We start from the raw sequence: 21,918 nt of genomic DNA, 5'->3' as shown, positions 1-21,918 counted from the left end.
AAAATGTTTAAACGTTAGTTATTCAATACTTCCAGTGGTGGATGGTTTAACACTTTTCTGCTGCTCAATACCCCGGTAAGCACCACAATAAGACATATCATGATTAACAAGAGGATAATTGGCCACCAGGGTGGGTTAAAGGTGGTTTCAAAACTATATTCGGCTAAGGCCCAGCTACCTGCCAATGCAAGTATAATACCTGCACCTGCCGCCAGAATACCAAGGAACAGGTACTCTAACGCTGTAATGGCTAGTATCTGTTTACGACTGGCGCCGAGGGTACGTAACAAAACACTTTCTTGTAATCGTTGGGTTTTACTGGTTAACACTGCCGAGATTAATACGATCCACCCCGTAGCCATACTAAAACCTGCCATAAACTGGATCACAAAACCAATCTTAGACAATACTTCATCCAATACTTTTAATACTAGCCCAAGGTCTATTACAGAAACATTTGGAAAGTTGCGCACTACGGCACCCTGAAAACTAGCGGAGGTTTCGCTGGTTGGTACACGTGTCATCTGTACATGAAACTGAGGCGCATCTTCCAATACACCAGTAGGAAAGACCACCCGGAAGTTTGTTTGCATGCGCGTCCAGTTTACAGATCGTAAACTGCCCACCTCAGTAGGAATGAGTACTCCTTGCACATTAAAGGTAATCTGATCACCCACCGTCACGTTGATGCGCCTGGCATAACCTTCTTCTAGCGAAACATAAACCACGTCGTCGGGATGTTGCAGTTTTCCACTCCACTTGCCTTTAACAATTTCTTCAGCCTTGGTCAGCGTATCCTGGAAAGTTACCCTGAGCTCGCCACGGAATGCACGGGCAGAAGGAGCCAGGGTATCTGCTTTTGCAGCCTGAGTTGATGCGTTTTCAGCAGCTGATGAACTGTCGGCTTCCACCAAGTCTTCCGCTGTTTTACCATTAATTTCGGCAATACGGACGGTGATGATGGGTACCTGGTTCATGACCGGGAGATTATACGATTTGGTAAGTTTTGCCACGTCATCCTTTTGGTTGTTTTGGATATCAAATAACACCATGTTAGGCTGGCTTTTACCCGACGACAAGGTTACTCTTTTCATCAGGATACCCTGTACAAAAAACAATGTACAGATAAAAGCTGTAGACAAACCAATGGAAACGGTAAGCATAACGGTCTGGTTATTTGGTCGATAAAGGTTAGCAAAGCCCTGGCGCCATAAATAATTGAGAGAAGCAGGCATTAGGCGACGTACCAGCCACATCAGTAATTTCGACAGGGCGAATAATAAGCTAAAGGCAAGCAGTACACTGGCTGTAAAAGCCAGAGATTCTCTCCAGCCATCGACTTGTAGGTAGGTGAAACCCCAGACGAACAATAAAATGAAAAAATAAACCAGCCATCGCAATGGATCAAACTTTTGTGTGCCGCGTTCAAAAGATAGTCGCAAGGCATTTAAAGGGGATACACGGCGCACGCCGAGTAAGGAGGGTAGGGCAAATAGAATGGAAATAATAACCCCCAATAAAACTCCTTGTCCGATGGATGGCCAGGAGATCTGCATGTTCAGTTCAACGGGGATAAAGTCTTTTAACACAGCAGGCAACAGAAACTGTATCATTGTGCCTAAGGCGGCACCAGCAATTGCGCCAAGCAAGCCAATAAAGAAAATCTGAATAAGGTAGATCAAAAATGCTTCCCAGGATTTCACGCCAAGGCAGCGTAAAGTAGCAATGGTGCCTAATTTTTCACCGATATACACATGGATGGCACTTCCTACGCCGATGCATCCTAAAAGAAGCGCTATAAAACCAGCTAAGGCCAGGAAGCGGCTCACATCGCGGAAGGAGCGCCCAGTTTCTTGTTTTTGCGATTCCACAGTGCTGGTGTCTAAACCTTCCTTATCGAGGTCCTTTTCCAAGGCTTTGACCACCTTTTCTGCAGCTAGTGGGTCATTATAACGGTAATAATATTTGTATTGTATGCGGCTACCTTGCTTCGTGAGCCCTGTTTTGTCAAGATATTCCATTGGAATATAAACCACTGGCGCCACGGTGGCGGAAATTCCTGTTTGTCCGGGTACCTTATCAATAGCACCTGCAATCACGAAACTGAGTTCGCCCACTTTAATCGAGTCCCCCGGGACTACGCCAAACTGCAGCATCAGTGTTTTATCCACTAAAGCTTTCTGTCCATTTCTGAAGGTCGTTCCTGCCTGCGCGGGGGTGGTTTCTATGGCCCCATAGAAGGGGTAGTCGCCTTCCAGCGCCCTGATTTGCACAAGTCTGCTACCTTCATTTTTTATAAAATAGATCATGGATGCCAGGCTTTTTTCTTTGGCTTGCTCGTCACCTAAGGTATCGAGCAGGACCAATGCCTCTTTACTTGGCGCTTTACGGCTATCGATGGTTAAATCTGCCCCTGCTAATATCTTAGCCTGACTTTCAATATCTTTTTGCAGGTTATCGCGAAAAGAATAGACAGCAACCAGGGCAGCAATGCCCAGGATAACGGAGGAAACAAATAAAAGCAAACGGGAGCGGTTTCTCCGGCTGTCTCGCCAGGCCATTTTAAAAAGCCATGGAACATTTACTGCTCTGTTTAGTAGCGCTTTATCCTCAGTCATGTGATGAAGTGATTACGCCCCCTTTAATATTAATAATTCTGCTGGTCCTAGTGGCAAGGTCACGGTCGTGTGTAACAATTACCAGGGTAGTGCCTGCATCGCGGTTTAGGCTAAACAGCAGATTTTCGATCTTTTCACTTGTTTCCGCATCCAGGTTGCCAGTGGGCTCATCGGCAAAAAGAATGGCTGGTTTATTAGAAAAAGCACGTGCCAGCGACACTCGTTGTTGTTCTCCACCCGATAGCTGTACCGGGTAGTGATGTGCACGGTCGGCTAGCCCTACTTTATCCAGAAGATCCAGGGCATGTGCCCGGATGTTCTTTTCTCCACGTAGTTCCATGGGCACCATTACGTTTTCTATAGCTGTTAATGTGGGCATTAATTGAAAGTTCTGAAAAATGAAACCTACATAGCGGTTTCTTACTGCTGCACGCTGATCTTCGGAAAGTTGGTCCAGGTTAATATCATTGAGTTTTACCGTGCCGGAACTGGCGCGGTCTAAGCCGGCGCAAAGACCCAAAAGGGTGGTCTTCCCACTTCCTGAGGGCCCTGTAATAGCAATGGTTGCGCCTGCTTCAACTGTGAAGTTAATGTCATGAAGCACCGTAAGCTGGTGCCCGCCACTTTTATAAATTTTATTTACATTTTCTATACTCAGGATATTTTCGACAGGCATATAAAGGATTTTGCGTAGTAATTAGGTTAAACTTAATACCGGAAATACTGTTTATAATTCACGGATTAAACATAAAATGTTTAATATACGAGTTAAACAAGTAAAGGCTAATTTTAGATTTATATTTCATATTTATGTTACGTGTGCAGATTTTAAGCGGTATGTTATGTTGTGGTGTTTTCTTTGCGGGATGTGGCCAAAAAAGTGAGGAGAAAGTCGGTGATCAAACTGTTCAATCTCACACTACAGCCGCTAGGGGCAATGAACAGCCCATTTCAACTGAAAAGGGTAACATCTTGTTTTTTGGCACAAGCCTTACGGCAGGTTTGGGGCTTGAGCAACGAGAGGCATACCCCGCATTGATTCAAAGAAAAATAGATTCATTGGATTTGCCTTATCAGGTTGTGAATGGTGGTTTAAGTGGAGAAACCTCGGCCGCAGGAAAAAGCAGAATTGACTGGTTACTTAAAAAACCGATACAAGTATTTGTGCTTGAACTTGGTGCCAATGACGGATTAAGGGGTATTCCTGTTGCTCAAACTACAGCGAATATGCAAGCTATCATTGAAAAAGTAAAACAAAAATATCCCGATGCATCCCTGGTATTAGCCGGCATGCAGATGCCTCCAAACATGGGAAAGCGTTATGCAGCTGATTTTAAAAGCATGTTTGAAAAGCTAGCTGATAAAAATAAGATGGTGTTAGTGCCTTTTTTGTTGGATGGTGTTGGCGGTGTAGCACAACTAAACCAAAGTGATGGTATCCATCCAACGGCTGAAGGTCAAAAGATTTTAGCTGAAAATGTTTGGATCAAGCTAAAAGAGGTGTTATAAGGATTGTATTAACAACCCGACTGTCCTAACAGCCAATATACGATACCGAAAACTACGATAGTTCCTAAACATCCGCCACCAAATTTCCAGGCGGCAGCTCCTGCGATAATTGTTTTTAACCAGTTTTGCATAAAAATAATTTTAAAATGATTGTATAGTTTTACTGACTTAACTGCGATGGAAAGGTTTTTGTTTTAAAAGCCTTTCTATTTGTATAATTTGTAAACATTTAAACAAAATGAGCCCAGAAATAGCGCATAGGCTTAAAGCCAAAGAAATTCAACCTACTGCCATGCGGATGCTCATATTGAACCATCTGCAGGAACAACAGGCAGCCATTACGTTAACAGACCTGGAAAAAGGCTTAGCCCCGGCCGACCGTATTACCATATACCGCACACTGAAAACATTTGAAGAAAAAGGCGTGATTCACGCTATCGAAGATGGAACAGGCGCAACTAAATACGCCCTCTGTAAGGAAGAATGTAACGTTGAATGTCACCATGATCTTCATGTACACTTCTTTTGTCAGCTATGTAAAGAAACCATTTGCCTGCCAAAAACCAGTGTTCCAGAAGTGACTTTGCCTTTAGACTACCAAGCCGAAGCCTACAGCTTATTGGTAAAGGGCCGATGCCCAAATTGCCGGAAGTAAACTATGCAATTCCATTGCATGGTCTAATGCGCTACTTTCGTGGAATGGCAGAAGGCCAGTTAAAATAACGGAATATGGAAATCGTCAATAAAATTAATAAGCAGGTTGAACATTCACACGACCATGATCATGAACATGCAAACGACCATGGTCACGCACATGCAGAAGCAAACGGCATCATGGCCCATTGGGATATCCTTCTGGCGCTATTTATCCTTATCGTAGCGTTGGTATTGGAGTATGCATTCCACATTACGCTTTCCAAGCCCCTGAGTTTCGTTGTGAATGCAGTGGCTTATTTACTTGCCGGAAGGGCCATATTGAACCTAGCGTACCGTAAAGTCATCCGTGGTGATTTTTTCAATGAATTTGTGTTAATGAGTGTAGCCACACTAGGTGCTTTTTATATCGGTGAATATAGCGAAGGCGTTGCCGTTATGGTGTTTTACCAGATTGGTGAATGGTTTCAGGATACTGCCGTTAACAGGGCTAAGCTTAACATTAAATCCTTATTGGATATCCGCCCCAACGAGGTTACTGTGATCAGGAATGGAAAAGCTATTACAATCAACCCTTCATTGGTTCAAATAGGAGAAACCATCCTGGTAAAACCTGGCGAAAGAGTAGCACTCGACGGGATATTAAGCACAGCTACCGCATCATTCAATACGGCGGCATTAACGGGCGAAAGTATACCTGATACCAAAATTCGTGGAATGTCTATTTTGGCGGGCATGGTTAACCTTCACACCCTGGCCGAAGTACAAGTAAGTACATTGTTTAAAGACAGTAAACTTAGCCGGATCCTGGCTATGGTGCAGGATGCCACCGCACGTAAATCAAAAACACAGCTTTTTATCTCCCGCTTTGCTAAGGTCTACACACCAATCGTTTTTTTTCTAGCTCTGGCAGTCGTTTTTATGCCTTACTTTTTTGTTGCCTCTTATCAATTCAACGATTGGTTATATAAAGGGCTGGTATTTTTAGTCATCAGTTGTCCATGCGCCTTAGTGGTATCCATTCCTCTAGGGTATTTTGGGGGTATCGGACTGGCTTCCAGAAACGGTATTCTTTTTAAAGGAGGGAATTTTCTTGATGTGATGACAAAGGTAAATACCATCGTGATGGACAAAACCGGTACGCTCACTAAAGGAGTTTTTAGGGTTCAGCGTGTGGTAAGTATAGGGGTGGAAGAAAAGGAACTTCTAAATCTGACAGCGGCAATGGAAAGAAATTCTACCCATCCGGTGGGAAGAGCTGTGGTAGATTATGTAGGTGAAGAACTTGGGCAAGCTCAGGCTACCGACGTAAAAGAATTAGCAGGGCAAGGCTTAACGGGAATAGTTGATGGCAAAAAAGTTCTTGTCGGCAACCTCAAATTGATGCAACAATTCCAGATAAACTATCCCAACGATATCACTCAAATCCAGGAAACCATGATAGTCGTTGCTATCAACGGAATTTATGCTGGATACCTGACCATTGCCGACGAGATTAAAGAAGATGCAGCGCAAGCCGTAAATGAACTACACCAGCTGCATATCAAAACGGTCATGTTATCAGGTGATAAGCAGGCTATGGTTGATGAAGTAGCAAAAAAACTAGGCATCACTATGGCTTATGGTGATTTACTTCCTGAGGATAAGGTAAACAAAGTTCAAGCATTAAAAGACCAGGGTTTACGTATTGCTTTTGTAGGCGATGGTGTAAATGATGCGCCGGTGCTGGCGCTTGCTGATGTAGGTATCGCTATGGGCGGACTAGGAAGTGATGCCGCTATCGAAACTGCCGATGTGGTGATACAGAACGATCAGCCCTCCAAAATTGTTTCAGCCATTAAAGTGGGCATGATAACCAGAAATGTGGTGTGGCAAAATATTACTATGGCTATGGTAGTAAAGATTGCTGTTTTAATTTTAGGTGCAGGCGGTATGGCTAACCTTTGGGAAGCCGTGATTGCCGATGTTGGCGTAGCATTGCTGGCTATACTAAATGCAGTGCGAATACAACGCATACATTTAACAGATCACCATCCTAAAGGAAGTTCTACGTAAAAGGTACTTCCTTTACCTTCTACACTATCAAACCATACCTTACCACCATGCTCTTCGGTTAGTCTTTCTACAATCCACATGCCCAGGCCAATTGATTTTTCTCCTTCAGTGCCCACTCTCCCTGCTTTTGAATATTTTTTAAAGAGGGAGGGTTGGAGACTTTTAGGTATACCTATTCCATTATCGGCAACGGATACAAGAAACGTGGTCTCTAACTTTTCCAGGTGAACCCTAATTTCACCGTCATCACCCGTGAATTTTATGGCATTGGATACCAAATTATTAATTACCTGCAGAAACTTCATGCTGTCTATATTAGCAAAAATGCTTTCATGAGAATGTGTAAAACTGATGTGTTTTTTTATGTTTTGCTGCGACTTTAGGTAAATATCCATTGCCTGTTTAATTTCCCAAACTACATCCAGCCGCTCGCGACTGATCTCTACCTCAGCTGTGGCCAAAAATTCCCTGGTGAGTAAGCTCTCAATCAAATGGATATTACGTTTGGAAATGGTTTCGATCATTTGAGTTAGCTTGTGCAGCTCTGGATTATCGGGAAGCTTTTTATCGATTACGGAGGCTAACATTTGCACCGTTCCTATGGGGCCACGCAAATCGTGAGCAAGGATCTCCAGGTTTGCGTCTTTCCAGCCGTTTATCTTTTGCATATTAAAGATGCCTAGTTTCCTCGCTGAATCATCTTCAGCTGAACCAGCCAGGTGTGTAATTTTGTCATCATTAAGTAGCGGATATACCTTCAGCCTGATCCACCTTTCAATTTGATCCGCACGGCGAATGCGGAAGTCTAATAGACTAGGTTCCGTTTTCGTTAAGAGGCCCTTAAAGCTCTTCTTGATATAGGCCAGATCTTCGTGATGGATGAGTTTAACCAACGATTCAGGCTTTTCTATTACATCCTTGCGCGAAAGTTTAGTTACCATTTCAAATGCATGGTTGATAAATTGAAATCGGTTATTTAAAACATCAAATACAAAATAGACTTCCTCACTTTGTTTGATCATTGCTTTTAAAAGCTCCGCGTCAAGATCAGTTTGTTTTGCGAGTTCCATATCCATGAATTTAATTAAGCCTCATTTCCAAATTTCTTGAGGATCAAATAATGAGAACGTAAAGCATCAAAAAATGTTTTATTTTCGATATAAGGGAGATTAAATTCTAAGGCTGTACTTTTTACGATTCTGGATATTTTGCCGTAATGGATGTGACATACCTTTGGAAAAAGATGATGTTCTATTTGTCGGTTTAATCCACCTAAAAAGAAAGCAGCCAAACGGCTATGGGTGGCAAAGTTTGCCGTGGTCTGCATTTGATGCGCTGCCCATGCTTCCTCAATATTACCATTTACATTCGTGGTAGGGAAAGCGGTACCTTCCACCACATGTGCCAGTTGGAAAACAAGCCCCATGGTAAGTCCCTGGGCAATATGTAAGGATATAAAACCGATCAAAAATTGCCACCAGGTGATGTCTAGCACCAATAGGGGCAACACAATAAACAAAAAGTAATAAATGGCTTTATAAAAATACAGGTTAAAATATTCTATTCCAGGATGTTTAGCCTGATGTGAACCAATGAGCTTCTGGTAGAATTTTTTATAATCTTTTCTAAACACCCAAGAAAGTGAAGCCATACTGTAAAGTGGAAATGCATACAAGTGCTGAAAGCGTTGCATCGGATTTTTTTCATCATCCTCAGCAATCCTAATCAAGCCAGGAGCAATTTCAATATCTTCATCATGACCGGGAATATTGGTGTAAGTGTGATGTACAATATTATGGGTAATACTCCACACGTATGGATTCGCACCCAATAAATTAAAAGTCAGGCTAAAAATTCGGTTTACACGCTTACTACTGGAGAAAGCACCATGGATAGCATCGTGACAAACATTAAATCCCACAAAAGCACTGAACATGCCTAATAAAATAGCAAGGATAAGCATTACCGGAGGCGAAAAAAGGTTAGCTATAATCAGGAGGTAGGTGGCAACAAGACCGATAAGAAAAAAGATGCTTTTAGCCCACATACTTAGGTTAGCATGTTTACTTAACTGGTCATCAATAAATAATTGATCAACCCGTTTACGGATAGTTGCGTAGAATTGAGATTTGGAAGGGGGAGTAAATTTAACTTGAACAGGCATATAACATGTGTTTGATCAACTTAAAGCGAACAAACAGATGTTTTAATATCAATGCTGAATTAAATATGATGGTCCTAAAAAATCGAATTTACGATTTTCTATTGATTACTTTTTATTAAACGTTTATAACAAAGCGATATTGTCCCAATTCCATGATTTCCATATCCAAACATACCTGTGGTCAATTGACCACTTGCTCTTCTTTTTCGTATAATCCAATTATTTTTTTTTGCAGTTGAAGAATGTTTTCATCCTTCTCCGAAATTGATTTCTGCAATTCCTTTATCCGATTATCATTGGTATACTGATTTTCATGAAATTCTGCATTCAACAATGTGGATACGGGCACATTAAAAATGTCGGCGATCTGTTTCAATCTTACGATGTTAATAATGGTAATGCCAGACTCAATCTTTGAAAAGGCGGGGATAGAGATTTCAAGTTGATCCGCTACGATTACTTGAGTCCATCCGCATTTCAGTCGTAATTCCTTAATGTATTTGCCTAAATTTTTCATGTCTCCGTTGTTATGAGTTCAACTTATGTTAAACTTAAATTTTATATTTCATAAAACAAAAAATGTTTCATAATATAAATTCATTTCATCCGTTTATTCTAAAAACTTTTTTTTGCATTATTTTAACGAAACACAATTAATTTGTTCCAGTTATGAAATCAGTAATTACTCTATGTGGACTTAGCTTGGTTATTTCGGCTTGTCAACCATCTGCTACTATGGACCAGTCTGTTTCAGCATCTGCCATTAGGGGCACCTGGAAGTTGGTCTCTAATATCATCATAACCAAAGGCGATACAGTCGTTGCCTATCCTGTAAAGGGCAAAGATGATTTAATGATCAAAATGTTTAACGACACTCATTTTTCCTTTTTCAGGCATGATATCCTGCAGGGTAAAACGGCTGAGCCCATTTATGATACTGGAGCAGGAACGTATACTTTAGTAGGTAATGATTACACTGAAAAACTGGAATACTGTAACTACCGCGATTGGGAAAATCATGAATTTAAATTTAAGCTCAGCTTGAAAGGGGATACCCTTCGTCAACAAGGGTTTGAAAAGATCGACAGCTTAAATATTGACAGGGAAATTATCGAGACCTATGCAAAGATTAAATAAGATAAAACAAATAACATCAATAAGTAAAAACACCTAGTCTTTTATGGATAAGCATAATAAAATAAGTGTATTTTGTCAAAATTCAGGTATTTACCCTTATATTTTTTTGTAATATCCATCATACCTTTACAGCCCTATGTACAGAATCATATTTCATAATTTAACAGCTGGATACCAGGTATTCGATGCAAGTGATGAAGAAGAAATTTCTCGGGAACGGGCGGCGCCTCATTGGCAAGATTTTAAAGTAATATGCCTGGTTAGCTATAACAGGCGAAGCTATGTTTATAAATGTGAAGACTTTGATCAATATGCAGATGATGTTGACGACCTGGTATTTGCTTGTGAACACTATACTGAAACGGAAGTTTTAATAGCTAAGTTGGTATAACCTCTATTTGATGGCGATTAATTATCACCATCATCTTCGTCATTCCTTCTTTCCCGTTCTTCTTGACGCTCGCCATTACTGCCAAAACGGTAACTAAAGGTAAGTAGCGCCATACGCAGTGCACGGCGATCTTCAAAATTCCTGATAAACTGGCCAGTTTGAGTATATCCACCAAAACGGCGCTGGTTAAATACATCCCTTACATTAAAGAGAATGGTACCTTTATCACCCATTACCTGCAGGCGCAGGGCGGCATCCATCACAAAGTTGCCGATGGTTTCTCCTTGCGCAAGTATGCGTGGGGCATTGTAATTGGCACGGATTTGTGCTGATAAGTCTTTCGTGAAACGGATATTGGTAGAAAGATTCGCATCCCAGTTAATACCGTCTCGTTCTTCTATATTAAACTCCTGGCTACCAAAGAAGCGGTTATAGAAAACATTCACATTTCCGGTAAAATCTAGGGCTTTCCCCACATTGGTTTTAGAAATTAACTCAAATCCCGTAGCATCATTGCGGCTTATATTCATCCATTCACTTAAGGTGGCCGCATTGGAGCCTTCAATCCTTTGGCTAATCAGTTGAATCACATCATTTGTACGGCGATAATATACCGATGTTGTGAGGTTTGTTTTACCTAAGCTGCGGCTGTAACCCAGTTCAAAGGAATGGATATCTTCAGGACGTAGGTTTGGATTACCCTGGCGTACATTTAATGGGTCTGAAATATTAACAAAAGGGTTTACCTGCCAACCACGGGGTCTATTTACCCTGCGCGTATAACTCAGCTGTAGTTGTTGCTCCTGACCTTCTTTACCTAACTTTTGCGTCAGGAACACACTAGGGTATAAACGAAAATAATCCAATCCTCCGGGTGTTTCCCTCAAGGCAGCTGGTATAGCTGGATCAAATGAGATTGTATTCGTTTGCAACTCCGCTTGTTCTGCACGTAAGCCTAACTGAAAACCGAGACGCTCAGTTAACCTATTCTGGTAGTTTGCATAAAGAGCATGTACACTTTCCTCCAGTTCAAAGTTATTGCTCACGTTATAATCTGGAACAAAAACATTACTGTCAACATTAAATCGCCTGGAGAGCTGCGATTCATCGCCCTTTTCAAAAGTAGAGCGGTAACCGGCTTCAAACTTACTATTTTCATTAAATGGGAGGGTGTAGTCCAGTTGCAAATTAATATTGTCGCCTCTTTCGTAGGTGTCATTTATCTGGCGGTCGGTAGGGGTGCCCACATTGCTAAAAGTCTGGTTAAACTCATTAATACCATCTTCTTTATTACGACCAAAGGCGGCATTAAAGAGTAATTCCTCACCAGGACGTTTAAATTCCTTTTTAAAATCCATATTCAGGTCCCAACCAAAATCATCTTCAGTTTGGCGCGATAAGCGGGTACTCGTTCCGTTCAGTTTTGGCAGGTTCTGGTAGCTATAAAACAAGTCTTCATTACGCTGGTTGTCACGAATGCTAAAGTTACCAGAGAGGCCCAGAGTAGTGGTTTGATTAATGAAATAATCAACACCCAATTTAGCTGAATGGCCAACGCCCGACCGATCTGCCTCGTTATTATTATCTATAATGCCATTGTTTTCAAAATATCGCGTCACATTAACACCATCGCCCAACCGGCGAAATTTCCGGTAATCATAATTGCCATAATAATTGAAGCTGCTGTCGCGATAATTTAACGAAATACCACCATTATAATTACGGTAGGAACCTCCGGAAGTGGTGGCCACACCGTTAAACCCGGTTTTGAGGTTCTTTTTAAGTACAATATTAATGATGCCAGATTGCCCTTCGGCTTCATACTTTGATGAGGGGTTGGTAATTACTTCTATACGTTGTACAGCATTAGCGGGCAGCGACTGTAATACCTGTGTAATATCACTTCCAGCCATGGCCGATGGTTTGCCATCAATCAGAATCCTGACGCCACTTGATCCACGCAGGCTAACTGATCCATCTGCATCAACAGAAAGCGATGGGATATCCGACAGCAGATCGGTTACAGATCCTCCCTGGCTAATTAAACTTTGTTCTACATTAAATACTTTGCGGTCAATCCCAATTGTCATCCCTGGGGTTTGTCCGCTTACTACAACTTCCTTTAATATTTTTGCCCCTGATGACCTCAGGTTCACAGTAGAAATATTTATGGTTTGTCCAGCTGTATAGTTGATATTGGTTTTTTCGAAAGTTCGATAGCCCATAAAACCAATGCGAAGTGTGTATTGACCTGTTGCCACGCCACTCAAGTTAAATTGTCCCTTGGCATCGGTATGCATGCCTGCAACTGCTTTTTGATCGGCTTGATTGATTAGCGAAATTGATGCATAATCTAAGGGTTGGCGACTGGCGGAATCGATAACTGTTCCTTGAATGCCAATTCTTTCTTGTGCAAATAGTTGACCAATGTTGAGTAGGCAGAGGAGCAGGGGGAGGATATATATTCTATGCATGCTGTCGTATTTTACAGCATTAACAATTAATAATCCAAAAAGATCATAATAAGGTTGTTACATTCCTAAACAATGCTGTATTTTCAGTTAAAAGCAACAGTAGATCGTTTAATACGTTATCTTATTATAGGAATATTGAAATGAAAGGTAGCTCCATGGCCAGGGTTAGAAATTACCCAGATTTTACCTCCGAAGTGTTTGATGATTTCTTTAGCAATAAACAATCCTAGGCCAATACCTGGATAAGTATATTGCTTAATATTTACAGACCTGTAAAAGCGTTCGAATATCTTAGTTTTTTCTTCTTGTTTTATTCCTATTCCATGGTCTTCTATACTAAAATGCAGCTCCTTGTCTACAATGGCCGTTTTAATTCTAATTTCACTATTTTCCTTCGTATATTTTAATGCATTGGATATCAAATTACTCACTACCTGTTTTAGTCGCTGCCTGTCGCCAACAAAATTTTGTAAGCTATTTAAATCCAATAGGAAGGTTTGTTTATTGTTCTCTTCAAAAACGGTAACTGTAGTGGCTACCATTTCATCAAAATCAAAATTTTCCTTGCGATAAGAAATTCTTCCAGCCCTGAAATTTGTGCCGTCAAGCATATCACTAACAATCAGGTTAAGCTTAGCAATTTGCACATCCATTCTTTTTAAAAGCCCCTCTGAACCTATATCTCCCCCTTTATTAAGGTTGCGTAAGGCTAGTTGAGAATAGGCCTTAATGGATGTGATTGGGGTTCTTAGCTCATGGCTAATTACACCTAGTAAATTATCTTTTTCTTCTTCAAGTTCAACAAACTGGTCAAAGGAAGTGGCGGTACTAAAACAAGCACCAATGTGCCAACTGACGGTTTGAATAAATTCTAAATAATGCTGATCAAAGCGCTTTCTTGGAGAAATACCGGCTACCAGGAAACCTGAAAGCGAGCTGTGTTCATGTTTCAGAGGCACAATTGCGGCCTCCAGGCAGGGCTCTGTATGAAAGTTGACAACAGGCTCTATAAAAAAGTTGGCTAGGTTGTCAATATATTTGAAAGAACCAGAAACAATCAGCTCCTCAATTGGCCAGTTAAGCTCATGATTTGGCTCGCTAATGCCAGAAAAACTCACCAGTTTATACTTTTCATTATTCGTTTTCATATAAAGTAAATGAAATGGAATATCTTCCAGCGCGTCCTTTAGTATGAGTCCGCAACCATCTATACAGCTGGTTAAAGGTTGTGCAAAATGCTGCTGGCTAATAAACAAATTAATAAGTTCGCTCCTGCGTTGGTTCAGTTTCTGTTTAGTTGTTTCTATCGCAATATTAAAAATGCCTACTGCATTACCTCTGTTATCAAATAGGGGAGATAAGGTGTAATCGAAATAACATTCTTCCTGATACCCATGTCTCTCTAATAATATTAAGGTGTCAATTAATTTCAGTGTTTTAAGATTCGTGGTTATAGCATTTAATTGAAGACTTAACGTATCCCATATTTCGGGGTAAACCTGCGCTGCGGGTGTACCAAAAGCAGCAGGATGTTTATCACCTAAAATAACAGCATATTCATGATTATAATATATAGATAATTCTTCGCCCCAGAATATGGCACTTGGAAATCCACAATTTAAACAAATGCTGTATGCAGTTCTTAATGCCTCTGGACAATCTTTAATTTCAGGAAATGTGCTTGGTGTATTTTTTTTATAACCTGTATCTCCTTTATTGGGAGTATAAAGTTGGTTTTTGTTCATAGGTTTTCACTGCAATTAATGTTGGTCTGTATCTTTTTAGACAAAAGGAGGGCTGCACTTCAGGTAAGCTAAGTTCGTGCCACCTATTGGATGTTTATTTTTTCAGTTAACTGAAAAAGAAGTTTTTAATTTAAGAATGCCTATGTTATGAATATATACATGTATGACATAGATTCATGTTTTACCAGTTAAACAAACCAGGTATTTAGTTGTTAGTGGTGAAAATCAACGCCTATGCCCTTTATACTTTTAGCTGCTTTAATTGCTAACCTCATCACGATTGCCCTCATCTGGCTTGAAATCCATTTAATCAGGCAATGGTATTTACACAAAGATTTATCTGCTGTCTATGATCAGCAATACGCACAAAAATGTTTAGCTGGCGCCATTATTATTCTTATTTACTTGTTGTTAGGCAAGTTTCTCGTACGCAAACTTATCAGTAAATCCCGAAAAGGGGAGGATGAACCTATAGCAGAACGTTACCCAGAACAGCAACAATTACATCGACCCGATGGAAGTATCATTAATATTGAATATGGAGGTGTAAAAGGAAACCAGACGATTATTTTTTTACATGGCTGGAACTCCAACAGTATGCAATGGTATTATCAGAAAAAGTATTTTGAAAAGGACTACCATATAGTTTTAATTGATCACCCAGGGCTTGGCAAATCTAAAAGACCGGATAATAAAGATTATAGCCTCGAAAAATTAGCCGCAGATCTTGATGCTGTAATCGAAGCGGCTCCTGTTAAAGATCCAATATTGTGGGGTCATAGCATGGGCGGTTTTACCATCCTTACATTTTGTAAATTATACTTCTCGAAATTACAACGTGTAAATGGTATTATATTGCAACATACTACCTATACCAACCCCACTAAAACCATTCTATCCAGCCGTTTAACTCACGCGATTCAAAATCCAATATTGAGACCACTTTGCTGGGGCATGATTAAGGTTTCGCCATTAATATCAATTTTTAAATGGATGAGCTACTTAAATGGAACGACCCTGTTGATGGCCAGATTTATGACCTATGCGGGTACACAAACGGCTAAACAATTGGATTTTACCAGCTTACTTTCTACAATGGCACCTGCGGCAATTACAGGTCGTGGTGTACTGGGTATGTTTAACTATGATGCAACATCCATTTTAAAAGAAATCCATGTCCCCACTTTAATTATTGGCGCTGATACCGACCGCCTAACAAAACTGGAGGCAAGCATCACCATGAACAATAGCATACCCGGTTCAAGTTTGGTCACGCTATCACCAGCAGGCCATATGGGCTTGATTGAGCAGCATGCTTTGGTTAATCAAAAAGTAACTGAATTCTTGACTTCCAGAAAAAAATATGATGCCATTAATGAATAATTTCTTTGTTCAACTAATTAATCGTAATATTGCAATATGGGACTTACAAAAACTGAAATGTTTACTGCTGAACAGAACCAGCTTGCGCAATTGCTAAAAGCGATGGCTCATCCAGCACGTATTGCTATTCTGCAAAGAATACTTATTTCTAATACTTGTATTTGTGGTGACCTGGTAGAAGAATTGGGGCTTGCACAAGCAACAATCTCCCAACACCTAAAAGAATTAAAAAATGCCGGCATTATACAAGGAACAATTGAAGGCGTAAGCGTTTGTTATTGTATCAACCCTATTACCTGGAAGCTATTAGAAGCACAAGTAGGGGCATTCCTTAGTTCCTTTAAAGGGGAAGCCAACTGTTGCTAGCTTTTTTTGCTTAGATCAATCGTTTAATTGCAATATGACACCTTATTAAATATATTCATCATGAAACTATCAGAAATAAAAAGCCTTTTGGCTCAGGCAGAAAGTGTAAACTTTCAATTAGAAAATGGAACCAGGGTTCCTGAACATTTCCATGTAACCGAAGTTGGCATCATCACCAAAGACTTCATTGACTGTGGTGGCACCGTGCGTCATGAAAAGGTAGCCAATTTTCAACTTTGGGATGCCAATGATTACGAACACCGCTTAAAGGCTGGCAAGTTATTAAATATCATTTCCCTTTCAGAGAAAGTGTTGGGTATGGATGATCTGGAAATTGAAGTAGAATATCAGTCAGAAACCGTAGGTAAGTATGACCTTGCCTTTGATGGTGCAAATTTTCTATTAATCGCTAAAAAAACAGCTTGTCTTGCCATGGATAAATCAGGGTCAGCCTGCACACCAGGAGGGGGTTGCTATTAATGTCAGCATCAAACTGTGCGCCCGCAAGTGAAAGAAGGAAACTTAGCTTTTTAGACCGGTACCTCACCCTTTGGATATTTATGGCTATGGCTATAGGGGTGTCCATCGGCTTTTTTATTCCATCATCATCAGGTTTCATCAATTCATTTTCCAGTGGCACCACAAATATTCCCTTGGCGATTGGATTGATACTCATGATGTATCCGCCATTGGCGAAGGTTAAATATGAACAGATGGGTAGGGTATTTAAAGACACCAAGGTGCTGGGTGTATCTTTAGTGCTTAATTGGGTAATAGGTCCAATACTCATGTTCTTTCTGGCCATTACCTTTTTACGCGACTATCCTGAATACATGGTTGGAGTAATTCTAATTGGTTTAGCCAGGTGCATCGCTATGGTAGTGGTATGGAATGAACTTGCCGAAGGTGACCGGGAATATGCCGCAGGCTTAATTGCACTCAATAGTATTTTTCAGGTATTATTATACAGTGTATTTGCTTATATTTTCATCACTGTTCTTCCACCGTATTTTGGTCTGCAGGGGCTTGACGTCAATATCACTATTGCAGAAATTGCGACCAGTGTAGGCATTTATTTAGGTATTCCATTTACTATGGGTGTAATCAGCAGGTATGCTTTAATTGCACTTAAAAGCGAAGCCTGGTTTCAAGACAAGTTTATCCCCTTTATTTCGCCAATTACTTTAATTGCATTGCTTTTTACCATTGTGGTGATGTTTTCTTTGAAAGGAGAACTGATCGTTCAAATACCTATGGACGTGGTAAGAATCGCCATTCCGCTGGTCATTTATTTCAGTATCATGTTTGTGGTTAGCTTTTTTGCAGGGAGATACTTTGGCGCAGATTATTCCAAAAGCACTTCCATTGCTTTTACGGCTACAGGTAACAACTTCGAACTTGCCATAGCTGTTGCTATCGGTGTATTCGGCATTAATTCAGGTCAAGCCTTCGCTGGTGTAATAGGTCCTCTTGTCGAAGTTCCGGCATTAATTGCATTAGTGAATCTGGCTTTCTGGTTCAGGAAAAAATATTTTAACACCTTAACGATATGAAAATAGCATTATTCTCAGACATTCATGCCAATTTACCAGCTTTGGAAGCTTTTTTTAAAGATGTGGAAACGCGGAACACGGATGCCATTTATTGTCTGGGCGATTTAGTGGGCTATAACATCTGGCCAAACGAAGTCATTGACGAAATTCGCAGGCGTGGTATTCCAACCCTGGCTGGAAACTATGATTGGGGCATAGGCCGATCAAGTGATGAGTGTGGTTGCGCCTATAAAACCGATGAAGAGAAAGCGATGGGTAAAGTGTCCATCTCTTACACAAATGAATTGGTAAAAGAGGAGCAACGCAGGTATTTACGAACGCTTCCTGCACACATCAGGTTGGAATACCAGTTGAACCACGATAAGCGTAACATTTTGCTGGTTCATGGTAGTCCACGTAAAGTGAATGAATACCTATTTGAAGACCGCGACGAAAAAAGCATGTTACGTATTATGGAGCAGGCTGATGCCGACATTCTATGTTTCGGGCATACCCATAAACCTTATCACCGCATTTTAAATTCAGGTACAGATGGAAGTAATCATTACCGTCATGCCATCAATATCGGATCAATCGGTAAGCCCAAAGATAAAGACCCCAGAGGCGGATATGTGATATTGACCATCAATCCGGAGAGCACCGTAGCCGATAAGGACAGTATTCAGGTGGAGTTTATTCGGTTCCACTATGATGTTGAAAAAGCGGCCAAAGCTATTGAAGATAGCCCATTGCCAAATGAATATGCTGAAATGTTGCGTAAGGGGTAATGCCGTAAAACCAGTAATTAACCTGATAAATAGTTAGCTTTTTGAAGCGTTTTCTTTATAATTGTGGATGGAAGTAAGCCACCAGCAGAGATTTAGTACCGAAGAAGAGTTTGAGAGCATGATGGACCCGCTGCCCATTATGGTTAGGGCACGAGGCCTAAATGGGGAAGTGCACTTTGCCAATACAGCATGGAAACAGTTTACAGGCATTTTTACCGAAATGAACATCCATGAAGATTCCCGTTCTGCATATGAAGCAGCAATTAAATCCCATACGGAACTCCATAAAACATTTAAAGCCACATACAGGTGTAGTGATAAACATGGTGTTTACCATTGGCTGGCCGAACAGGCAGTGCCATGGCATTCAACCGATGGCAAATTCCTTGGTTTTATCTGTTATGCCATGGATATTGACGATTGGATGCTGCGAGAACCTGCTACCGATACGGAGGCATTGGAACGCGAACAAGCCATGAACGAAGAGTTGGAGGCCTATAACGAGGAGTTGAGCGCTACCAATGAGCAATTGCTGTATTCCCAAAATAGCCTTGGCCAGGCTAATAATAACCTGGAGCAGATATTAAACATGCTACCGGCATCAGTAGTGGTGATCCGTGGCCATAACCTGGTTGTTGAAATGATCAACAGCAGCAACCTTACTTATTGGAATAAAACTAAAGAAGAAGTGTTAGGAAAACGTTTCCTGGCCATCCTACCCGATCTGGCCAACCAGCCATTTGCCGGGCAGTTACTTCATGTCATGGAAACGGGCGAGGTCATCGACGTTAAGGAAAGTCTGGTGCTTTTCACCAATGCTGATGGCAGTACCAGAGAAACCTATGTAGACTATACCTATCAACCGCTTTCAGACCTTGATGGTCACATAACGGGTGTACTGGTCATGTCATTCGAAATCACAGACCGTGTATTGTCGCGCAGGTTACTGGAAAAATATACAGAAGAGCTGGCTTCTGCAAATGCACAGCTGCTTGTCAGTAATGAGCAATTAGCGATAAGCGAATCCCGGTTTAAGTACCTTATTCACGAAGCGCCGGTGGCTATTGGTATACTACATGGGCGTGATTTGGTTCTTGAATCGGCTAACGTGAAAATACTTGAGGTTTGGGGTAAGACTCCTGACATTATAGGCATGCCATTAAGTGCTGCTCTTCCAGAACTACAAGGGCAACCCTTTCTGGGCATTCTTGATGAAGTTTATACCTCGGGAAAACCTTTCTATGCAAATGAAATCCGGTCGCTGCTAGAGCATCAGGGAGCGTTGAAAGAAATTTTTTTCAATGTCACGTACCAGCCAATCGCAGATTTTTCAGGGTCAACCGCAGATATTATGGTGGTGGCTGTTGATGTGACCGAACAGGTAAATGCCAGGAAACAGGTGGAACGTAGTGAACAACATTTCCGTGACCTGGCGGACCTGGTCCCTGCAAAAATCTCTAACGCACTCCCTAGCGGTGAAGTAACTTTTTTCAATAAAAAATGGCTGGATTATGCTGGGATGGGCTTTGACGAGTTGAGGGATTTTGGTTATCATAACATGATGCATCCAGACGAGATTCCTGCTTTTCAAATAGGGCTTGCAAAGGCGGCCACAACTGGCGTTCCACATGTGTCAGAAATGCGTTTCAAGGACACCGATGGTAACTACATCTGGCACCTGAACATTGCCTCACCTATATTAGACGACGAAGGGACTGTTACGATGTGGGTGGGATCTACCACTGATATACAGACCCTCAAAGAAGAGGAGCAGCGAAAAAGTGATTTTGTGAGTATGCTAAGCCATGAACTTAAAACGCCGGTTACTTCTATTAAAGGCCATATCCAATTGCTCTTACGTGCTTTGGATAAGGAGACCCCAACAGCGTTAACGGACAGGATTAAACCATCGCTTATCAGAATCGATAAATTGTTGGTGCAATTAACCAGATTGATCAGTGATATGCTCGACCTGACCAGGATTGAAGCAGACCGCCTTGATTTAAGGAAACAGCCCTTAATGCTTGATGTTTTGGTTGCCGAAGTGGTGGAAGATTTTAAGCTGAGTCACCAGCACCATCAGTTCCACCTGCGTTCTGAAAATAACATAGAGGTTTCGGCAGATCGGGATAAGATAAGCCAGGTAATGATCAACCTGATTGGCAATGCCATTAAATATGCACCAGACAGTGATGTCATCGATTTATCGCTTTCAACGGCTGGTGATGAAGTGTTAATTGAAGTAAAGGATTATGGGATAGGGATTGATGAAAAAGACCAGCAGAAAATCTTTGAACGTTTTTACCGTGTTGAAGGTCAAAATGAAGCTCATTATAGCGGTTTCGGTATTGGCTTATTTTTGGTTAATTCTATCATTGAACGGCATGGGGGCTATATTGTACTGGAAAGCACCAAAGGCGTAGGATCAACGTTTATAGTACACCTTCCAATTTCACATGAGTAACACAATCATAAAACAGCACCTCCTGAGTTCCTTCCCGCAATTTGAACCTGCGTTGATTGACAAGCTGACCGAAGAGGCCACCTTAAAGGACTTTAATGCAGGCGATTTATTGATGAATACCGGACAGAACATGCGTTTCACCATGCTGGTGGTAAAAGGCCTGGTCAAACTTTACCGTGAGGGTGCAGATGGAGGCGATTTCTTCATGTATTATATACAACCTGGCAATGCCTGCGCACTGTCCATGATCTGCTCTACCAAACAAGAAACCAGCGAAGTAAAGGCAATGGCGGTAGACCAGACCACGGTACTAGCCATTCCAACCAGTATGATGGATGAGCTGATGAAAAGCTATAAAACCTGGTATTATTTTGTGTTGGAAACCTACCGCGAAAGGTTTGAAGAACTGTTGGTGGTGATTGACCATATTTCCTTTAAAGCTATGGATGAGCGGTTGGAATTCTACCTGGAAAAACAACACCAGGATCTGGGTACCCGTAAACTGATGCTCACCCATGCCGAAATTGCCAAAGACTTAAACTCGTCAAGAGAAGTTATTTCACGGTTGCTCAAGAAAATGGAGCAACAGCAAAAAGTTATCCTGCACCGCAGTTACATTGAATACCTGAAATAAAAGC

Annotated in this window: 20 protein-coding genes; 12 read left to right on the top strand and 8 right to left on the bottom strand. The window is 41.2% G+C overall.

The genetic code is table 11. The features are described from left to right. Positions 1-14: 14 nt before the first annotated feature. Both IWX76_RS03110 and IWX76_RS03105 read right to left on the bottom strand, forming a co-directional pair. Positions 15-2,618 carry an ABC transporter permease gene (locus IWX76_RS03110; protein WP_196858409.1) on the bottom strand — a complete coding sequence of 868 codons (2,604 nt, stop codon included), beginning with the start codon at positions 2,616-2,618 and terminating at the stop codon, positions 15-17. Beyond that, positions 2,611-3,294 carry an ABC transporter ATP-binding protein gene (locus tag IWX76_RS03105; RefSeq protein WP_196858408.1) on the bottom strand — a complete coding sequence of 228 codons (684 nt, stop codon included), beginning with the start codon at positions 3,292-3,294 and terminating at the stop codon, positions 2,611-2,613. Before IWX76_RS03105 ends, IWX76_RS03110 begins: the two co-directional genes overlap by 8 nt. A 134-nt stretch (positions 3,295-3,428) precedes the next feature. Here IWX76_RS03105 and IWX76_RS03100 point away from each other — a divergent pair, with 134 nt between their 5' ends. Next, positions 3,429-4,127, top strand: a complete 699-nt coding sequence (locus tag IWX76_RS03100; RefSeq protein WP_334641076.1) for an arylesterase — start codon at positions 3,429-3,431, stop codon at positions 4,125-4,127. An 8-nt stretch (positions 4,128-4,135) separates the two neighbouring features. On the opposite strand, the gene IWX76_RS18040 is transcribed toward IWX76_RS03100, so the two are convergent. Continuing rightward, on the bottom strand, positions 4,136-4,258 hold the full coding sequence (locus IWX76_RS18040; RefSeq protein ID WP_334641074.1) for a hypothetical protein: 123 nt from the start codon (positions 4,256-4,258) through the stop codon (positions 4,136-4,138). 107 nt (positions 4,259-4,365) lie between these two features. On the opposite strand from IWX76_RS18040, the gene IWX76_RS03095 reads away from it, so the two are divergent. Next, positions 4,366-4,782 carry a Fur family transcriptional regulator gene (locus IWX76_RS03095; protein ID WP_196858407.1) on the top strand — a complete coding sequence of 139 codons (417 nt, stop codon included), beginning with the start codon at positions 4,366-4,368 and terminating at the stop codon, positions 4,780-4,782. Between the two features lie 74 nt (positions 4,783-4,856). Continuing rightward, complete coding sequence (locus tag IWX76_RS03090) at positions 4,857-6,836, top strand: heavy metal translocating P-type ATPase (RefSeq protein ID WP_196858406.1); 1,980 nt, start codon at positions 4,857-4,859, stop codon at positions 6,834-6,836. On the opposite strand, the gene IWX76_RS03085 is transcribed toward IWX76_RS03090, so the two are convergent. The 3 genes from IWX76_RS03085 to IWX76_RS03075 all read right to left on the bottom strand — a co-directional run bounded on the left by IWX76_RS03085 (position 6,809) and on the right by IWX76_RS03075 (position 9,517). Further along, positions 6,809-7,906 carry a PAS domain-containing sensor histidine kinase gene (locus IWX76_RS03085; protein WP_196858405.1) on the bottom strand — a complete coding sequence of 366 codons (1,098 nt, stop codon included), beginning with the start codon at positions 7,904-7,906 and terminating at the stop codon, positions 6,809-6,811. The two genes, IWX76_RS03090 and IWX76_RS03085, sit on opposite strands and share 28 nt — an antisense overlap. A gap of 14 nt (positions 7,907-7,920) precedes the next feature. Next, entirely contained in the window at positions 7,921-9,000 is a 1,080-nt protein-coding gene (locus IWX76_RS03080) for a fatty acid desaturase family protein (RefSeq protein WP_196858404.1), read from the bottom strand. A 181-nt stretch (positions 9,001-9,181) separates the two neighbouring features. Next, the gene (locus IWX76_RS03075) at positions 9,182-9,517 is read right to left on the bottom strand and encodes a helix-turn-helix domain-containing protein (RefSeq protein ID WP_196858403.1); all 336 of its coding nucleotides are present in this window, start codon (positions 9,515-9,517) and stop codon (positions 9,182-9,184) included. Positions 9,518-9,669: 152 nt separating this feature from the next. On the opposite strand from IWX76_RS03075, the gene IWX76_RS03070 reads away from it, so the two are divergent. Continuing rightward, entirely contained in the window at positions 9,670-10,137 is a 468-nt protein-coding gene (locus IWX76_RS03070; RefSeq protein ID WP_196858402.1) for a hypothetical protein, read from the top strand. A 136-nt stretch (positions 10,138-10,273) separates the two neighbouring features. Continuing rightward, entirely contained in the window at positions 10,274-10,528 is a 255-nt protein-coding gene (locus IWX76_RS03065; RefSeq protein ID WP_196858401.1) for a hypothetical protein, read from the top strand. Between the two features lie 17 nt (positions 10,529-10,545). On the opposite strand, the gene IWX76_RS03060 is transcribed toward IWX76_RS03065, so the two are convergent. Together IWX76_RS03060 and IWX76_RS03055 are read right to left on the bottom strand one after the other, a co-directional pair. Further along, positions 10,546-13,002, bottom strand: coding sequence for a TonB-dependent receptor domain-containing protein (locus IWX76_RS03060; RefSeq protein ID WP_196858400.1), 2,457 nt, complete (start codon positions 13,000-13,002; stop codon positions 10,546-10,548). 116 nt (positions 13,003-13,118) lie between these two features. Next, entirely contained in the window at positions 13,119-14,747 is a 1,629-nt protein-coding gene (locus tag IWX76_RS03055) for a sensor histidine kinase (protein ID WP_196858399.1), read from the bottom strand. Between the two features lie 234 nt (positions 14,748-14,981). Between IWX76_RS03055 and IWX76_RS03050 the strand changes: the two genes are divergently transcribed. The 7 genes from IWX76_RS03050 to IWX76_RS03020 all read left to right on the top strand — a co-directional run bounded on the left by IWX76_RS03050 (position 14,982) and on the right by IWX76_RS03020 (position 21,914). After that, on the top strand, positions 14,982-16,130 hold the full coding sequence (locus IWX76_RS03050) for an alpha/beta fold hydrolase (RefSeq protein ID WP_196858398.1): 1,149 nt from the start codon (positions 14,982-14,984) through the stop codon (positions 16,128-16,130). A 36-nt stretch (positions 16,131-16,166) separates the two neighbouring features. Further along, positions 16,167-16,496 carry an ArsR/SmtB family transcription factor gene (locus IWX76_RS03045; RefSeq protein WP_196858397.1) on the top strand — a complete coding sequence of 110 codons (330 nt, stop codon included), beginning with the start codon at positions 16,167-16,169 and terminating at the stop codon, positions 16,494-16,496. A 60-nt stretch (positions 16,497-16,556) separates the two neighbouring features. Then, positions 16,557-16,976 (top strand): DUF6428 family protein, encoded by a 420-nt coding sequence (locus IWX76_RS03040; protein ID WP_196858396.1) that lies wholly within the window; start codon positions 16,557-16,559, stop codon positions 16,974-16,976. Then, positions 16,976-18,049, top strand: coding sequence for an ACR3 family arsenite efflux transporter (gene arsB, locus IWX76_RS03035; protein ID WP_196858395.1), 1,074 nt, complete (start codon positions 16,976-16,978; stop codon positions 18,047-18,049). The genes IWX76_RS03040 and arsB overlap by 1 nt, the downstream gene beginning before the upstream one ends. Then, positions 18,046-18,816 carry a metallophosphoesterase family protein gene (locus tag IWX76_RS03030; protein ID WP_196858394.1) on the top strand — a complete coding sequence of 257 codons (771 nt, stop codon included), beginning with the start codon at positions 18,046-18,048 and terminating at the stop codon, positions 18,814-18,816. Before arsB ends, IWX76_RS03030 begins: the two co-directional genes overlap by 4 nt. 67 nt (positions 18,817-18,883) lie before the next feature. Next, positions 18,884-21,280: a PAS domain-containing protein gene (locus tag IWX76_RS03025; RefSeq protein WP_196858393.1), complete on the top strand. Its 2,397-nt coding sequence runs from the start codon at positions 18,884-18,886 to the stop codon at positions 21,278-21,280. Then, positions 21,273-21,914, top strand: coding sequence for a Crp/Fnr family transcriptional regulator (locus tag IWX76_RS03020; RefSeq protein WP_196858392.1), 642 nt, complete (start codon positions 21,273-21,275; stop codon positions 21,912-21,914). Before IWX76_RS03025 ends, IWX76_RS03020 begins: the two co-directional genes overlap by 8 nt. Positions 21,915-21,918: the final 4 nt, after the last annotated feature.

Source organism: Pedobacter sp. CAN_A7 (genome assembly GCF_015752175.1).
In the GTDB taxonomy this organism is placed as follows: Bacteria; Bacteroidota; Bacteroidia; order Sphingobacteriales; family Sphingobacteriaceae; genus Pedobacter.
This window is presented reverse-complemented; position numbering and strand designations above follow the sequence as displayed.

Coding starts and splice junctions, on each gene's coding strand:
- IWX76_RS03110 (WP_196858409.1), bottom strand. CDS start 2,618: ATGACTGAGGATAAAGCGCTACTAAACAGAGCAGTAAATGTTCCATGG.
- IWX76_RS03105 (WP_196858408.1), bottom strand. CDS start 3,294: ATGCCTGTCGAAAATATCCTGAGTATAGAAAATGTAAATAAAATTTAT.
- IWX76_RS03100 (WP_334641076.1), top strand. CDS start 3,429: ATGTTACGTGTGCAGATTTTAAGCGGTATGTTATGTTGTGGTGTTTTC.
- IWX76_RS18040 (WP_334641074.1), bottom strand. CDS start 4,258: ATGCAAAACTGGTTAAAAACAATTATCGCAGGAGCTGCCGCCTGGAAA.
- IWX76_RS03095 (WP_196858407.1), top strand. CDS start 4,366: ATGAGCCCAGAAATAGCGCATAGGCTTAAAGCCAAAGAAATTCAACCT.
- IWX76_RS03090 (WP_196858406.1), top strand. CDS start 4,857: ATGGAAATCGTCAATAAAATTAATAAGCAGGTTGAACATTCACACGAC.
- IWX76_RS03085 (WP_196858405.1), bottom strand. CDS start 7,906: ATGGAACTCGCAAAACAAACTGATCTTGACGCGGAGCTTTTAAAAGCA.
- IWX76_RS03080 (WP_196858404.1), bottom strand. CDS start 9,000: ATGCCTGTTCAAGTTAAATTTACTCCCCCTTCCAAATCTCAATTCTAC.
- IWX76_RS03075 (WP_196858403.1), bottom strand. CDS start 9,517: ATGAAAAATTTAGGCAAATACATTAAGGAATTACGACTGAAATGCGGA.
- IWX76_RS03070 (WP_196858402.1), top strand. CDS start 9,670: ATGAAATCAGTAATTACTCTATGTGGACTTAGCTTGGTTATTTCGGCT.
- IWX76_RS03065 (WP_196858401.1), top strand. CDS start 10,274: ATGTACAGAATCATATTTCATAATTTAACAGCTGGATACCAGGTATTC.
- IWX76_RS03060 (WP_196858400.1), bottom strand. CDS start 13,002: ATGCATAGAATATATATCCTCCCCCTGCTCCTCTGCCTACTCAACATT.
- IWX76_RS03055 (WP_196858399.1), bottom strand. CDS start 14,747: ATGAACAAAAACCAACTTTATACTCCCAATAAAGGAGATACAGGTTAT.
- IWX76_RS03050 (WP_196858398.1), top strand. CDS start 14,982: ATGCCCTTTATACTTTTAGCTGCTTTAATTGCTAACCTCATCACGATT.
- IWX76_RS03045 (WP_196858397.1), top strand. CDS start 16,167: ATGGGACTTACAAAAACTGAAATGTTTACTGCTGAACAGAACCAGCTT.
- IWX76_RS03040 (WP_196858396.1), top strand. CDS start 16,557: ATGAAACTATCAGAAATAAAAAGCCTTTTGGCTCAGGCAGAAAGTGTA.
- arsB (WP_196858395.1), top strand. CDS start 16,976: ATGTCAGCATCAAACTGTGCGCCCGCAAGTGAAAGAAGGAAACTTAGC.
- IWX76_RS03030 (WP_196858394.1), top strand. CDS start 18,046: ATGAAAATAGCATTATTCTCAGACATTCATGCCAATTTACCAGCTTTG.
- IWX76_RS03025 (WP_196858393.1), top strand. CDS start 18,884: ATGGAAGTAAGCCACCAGCAGAGATTTAGTACCGAAGAAGAGTTTGAG.
- IWX76_RS03020 (WP_196858392.1), top strand. CDS start 21,273: ATGAGTAACACAATCATAAAACAGCACCTCCTGAGTTCCTTCCCGCAA.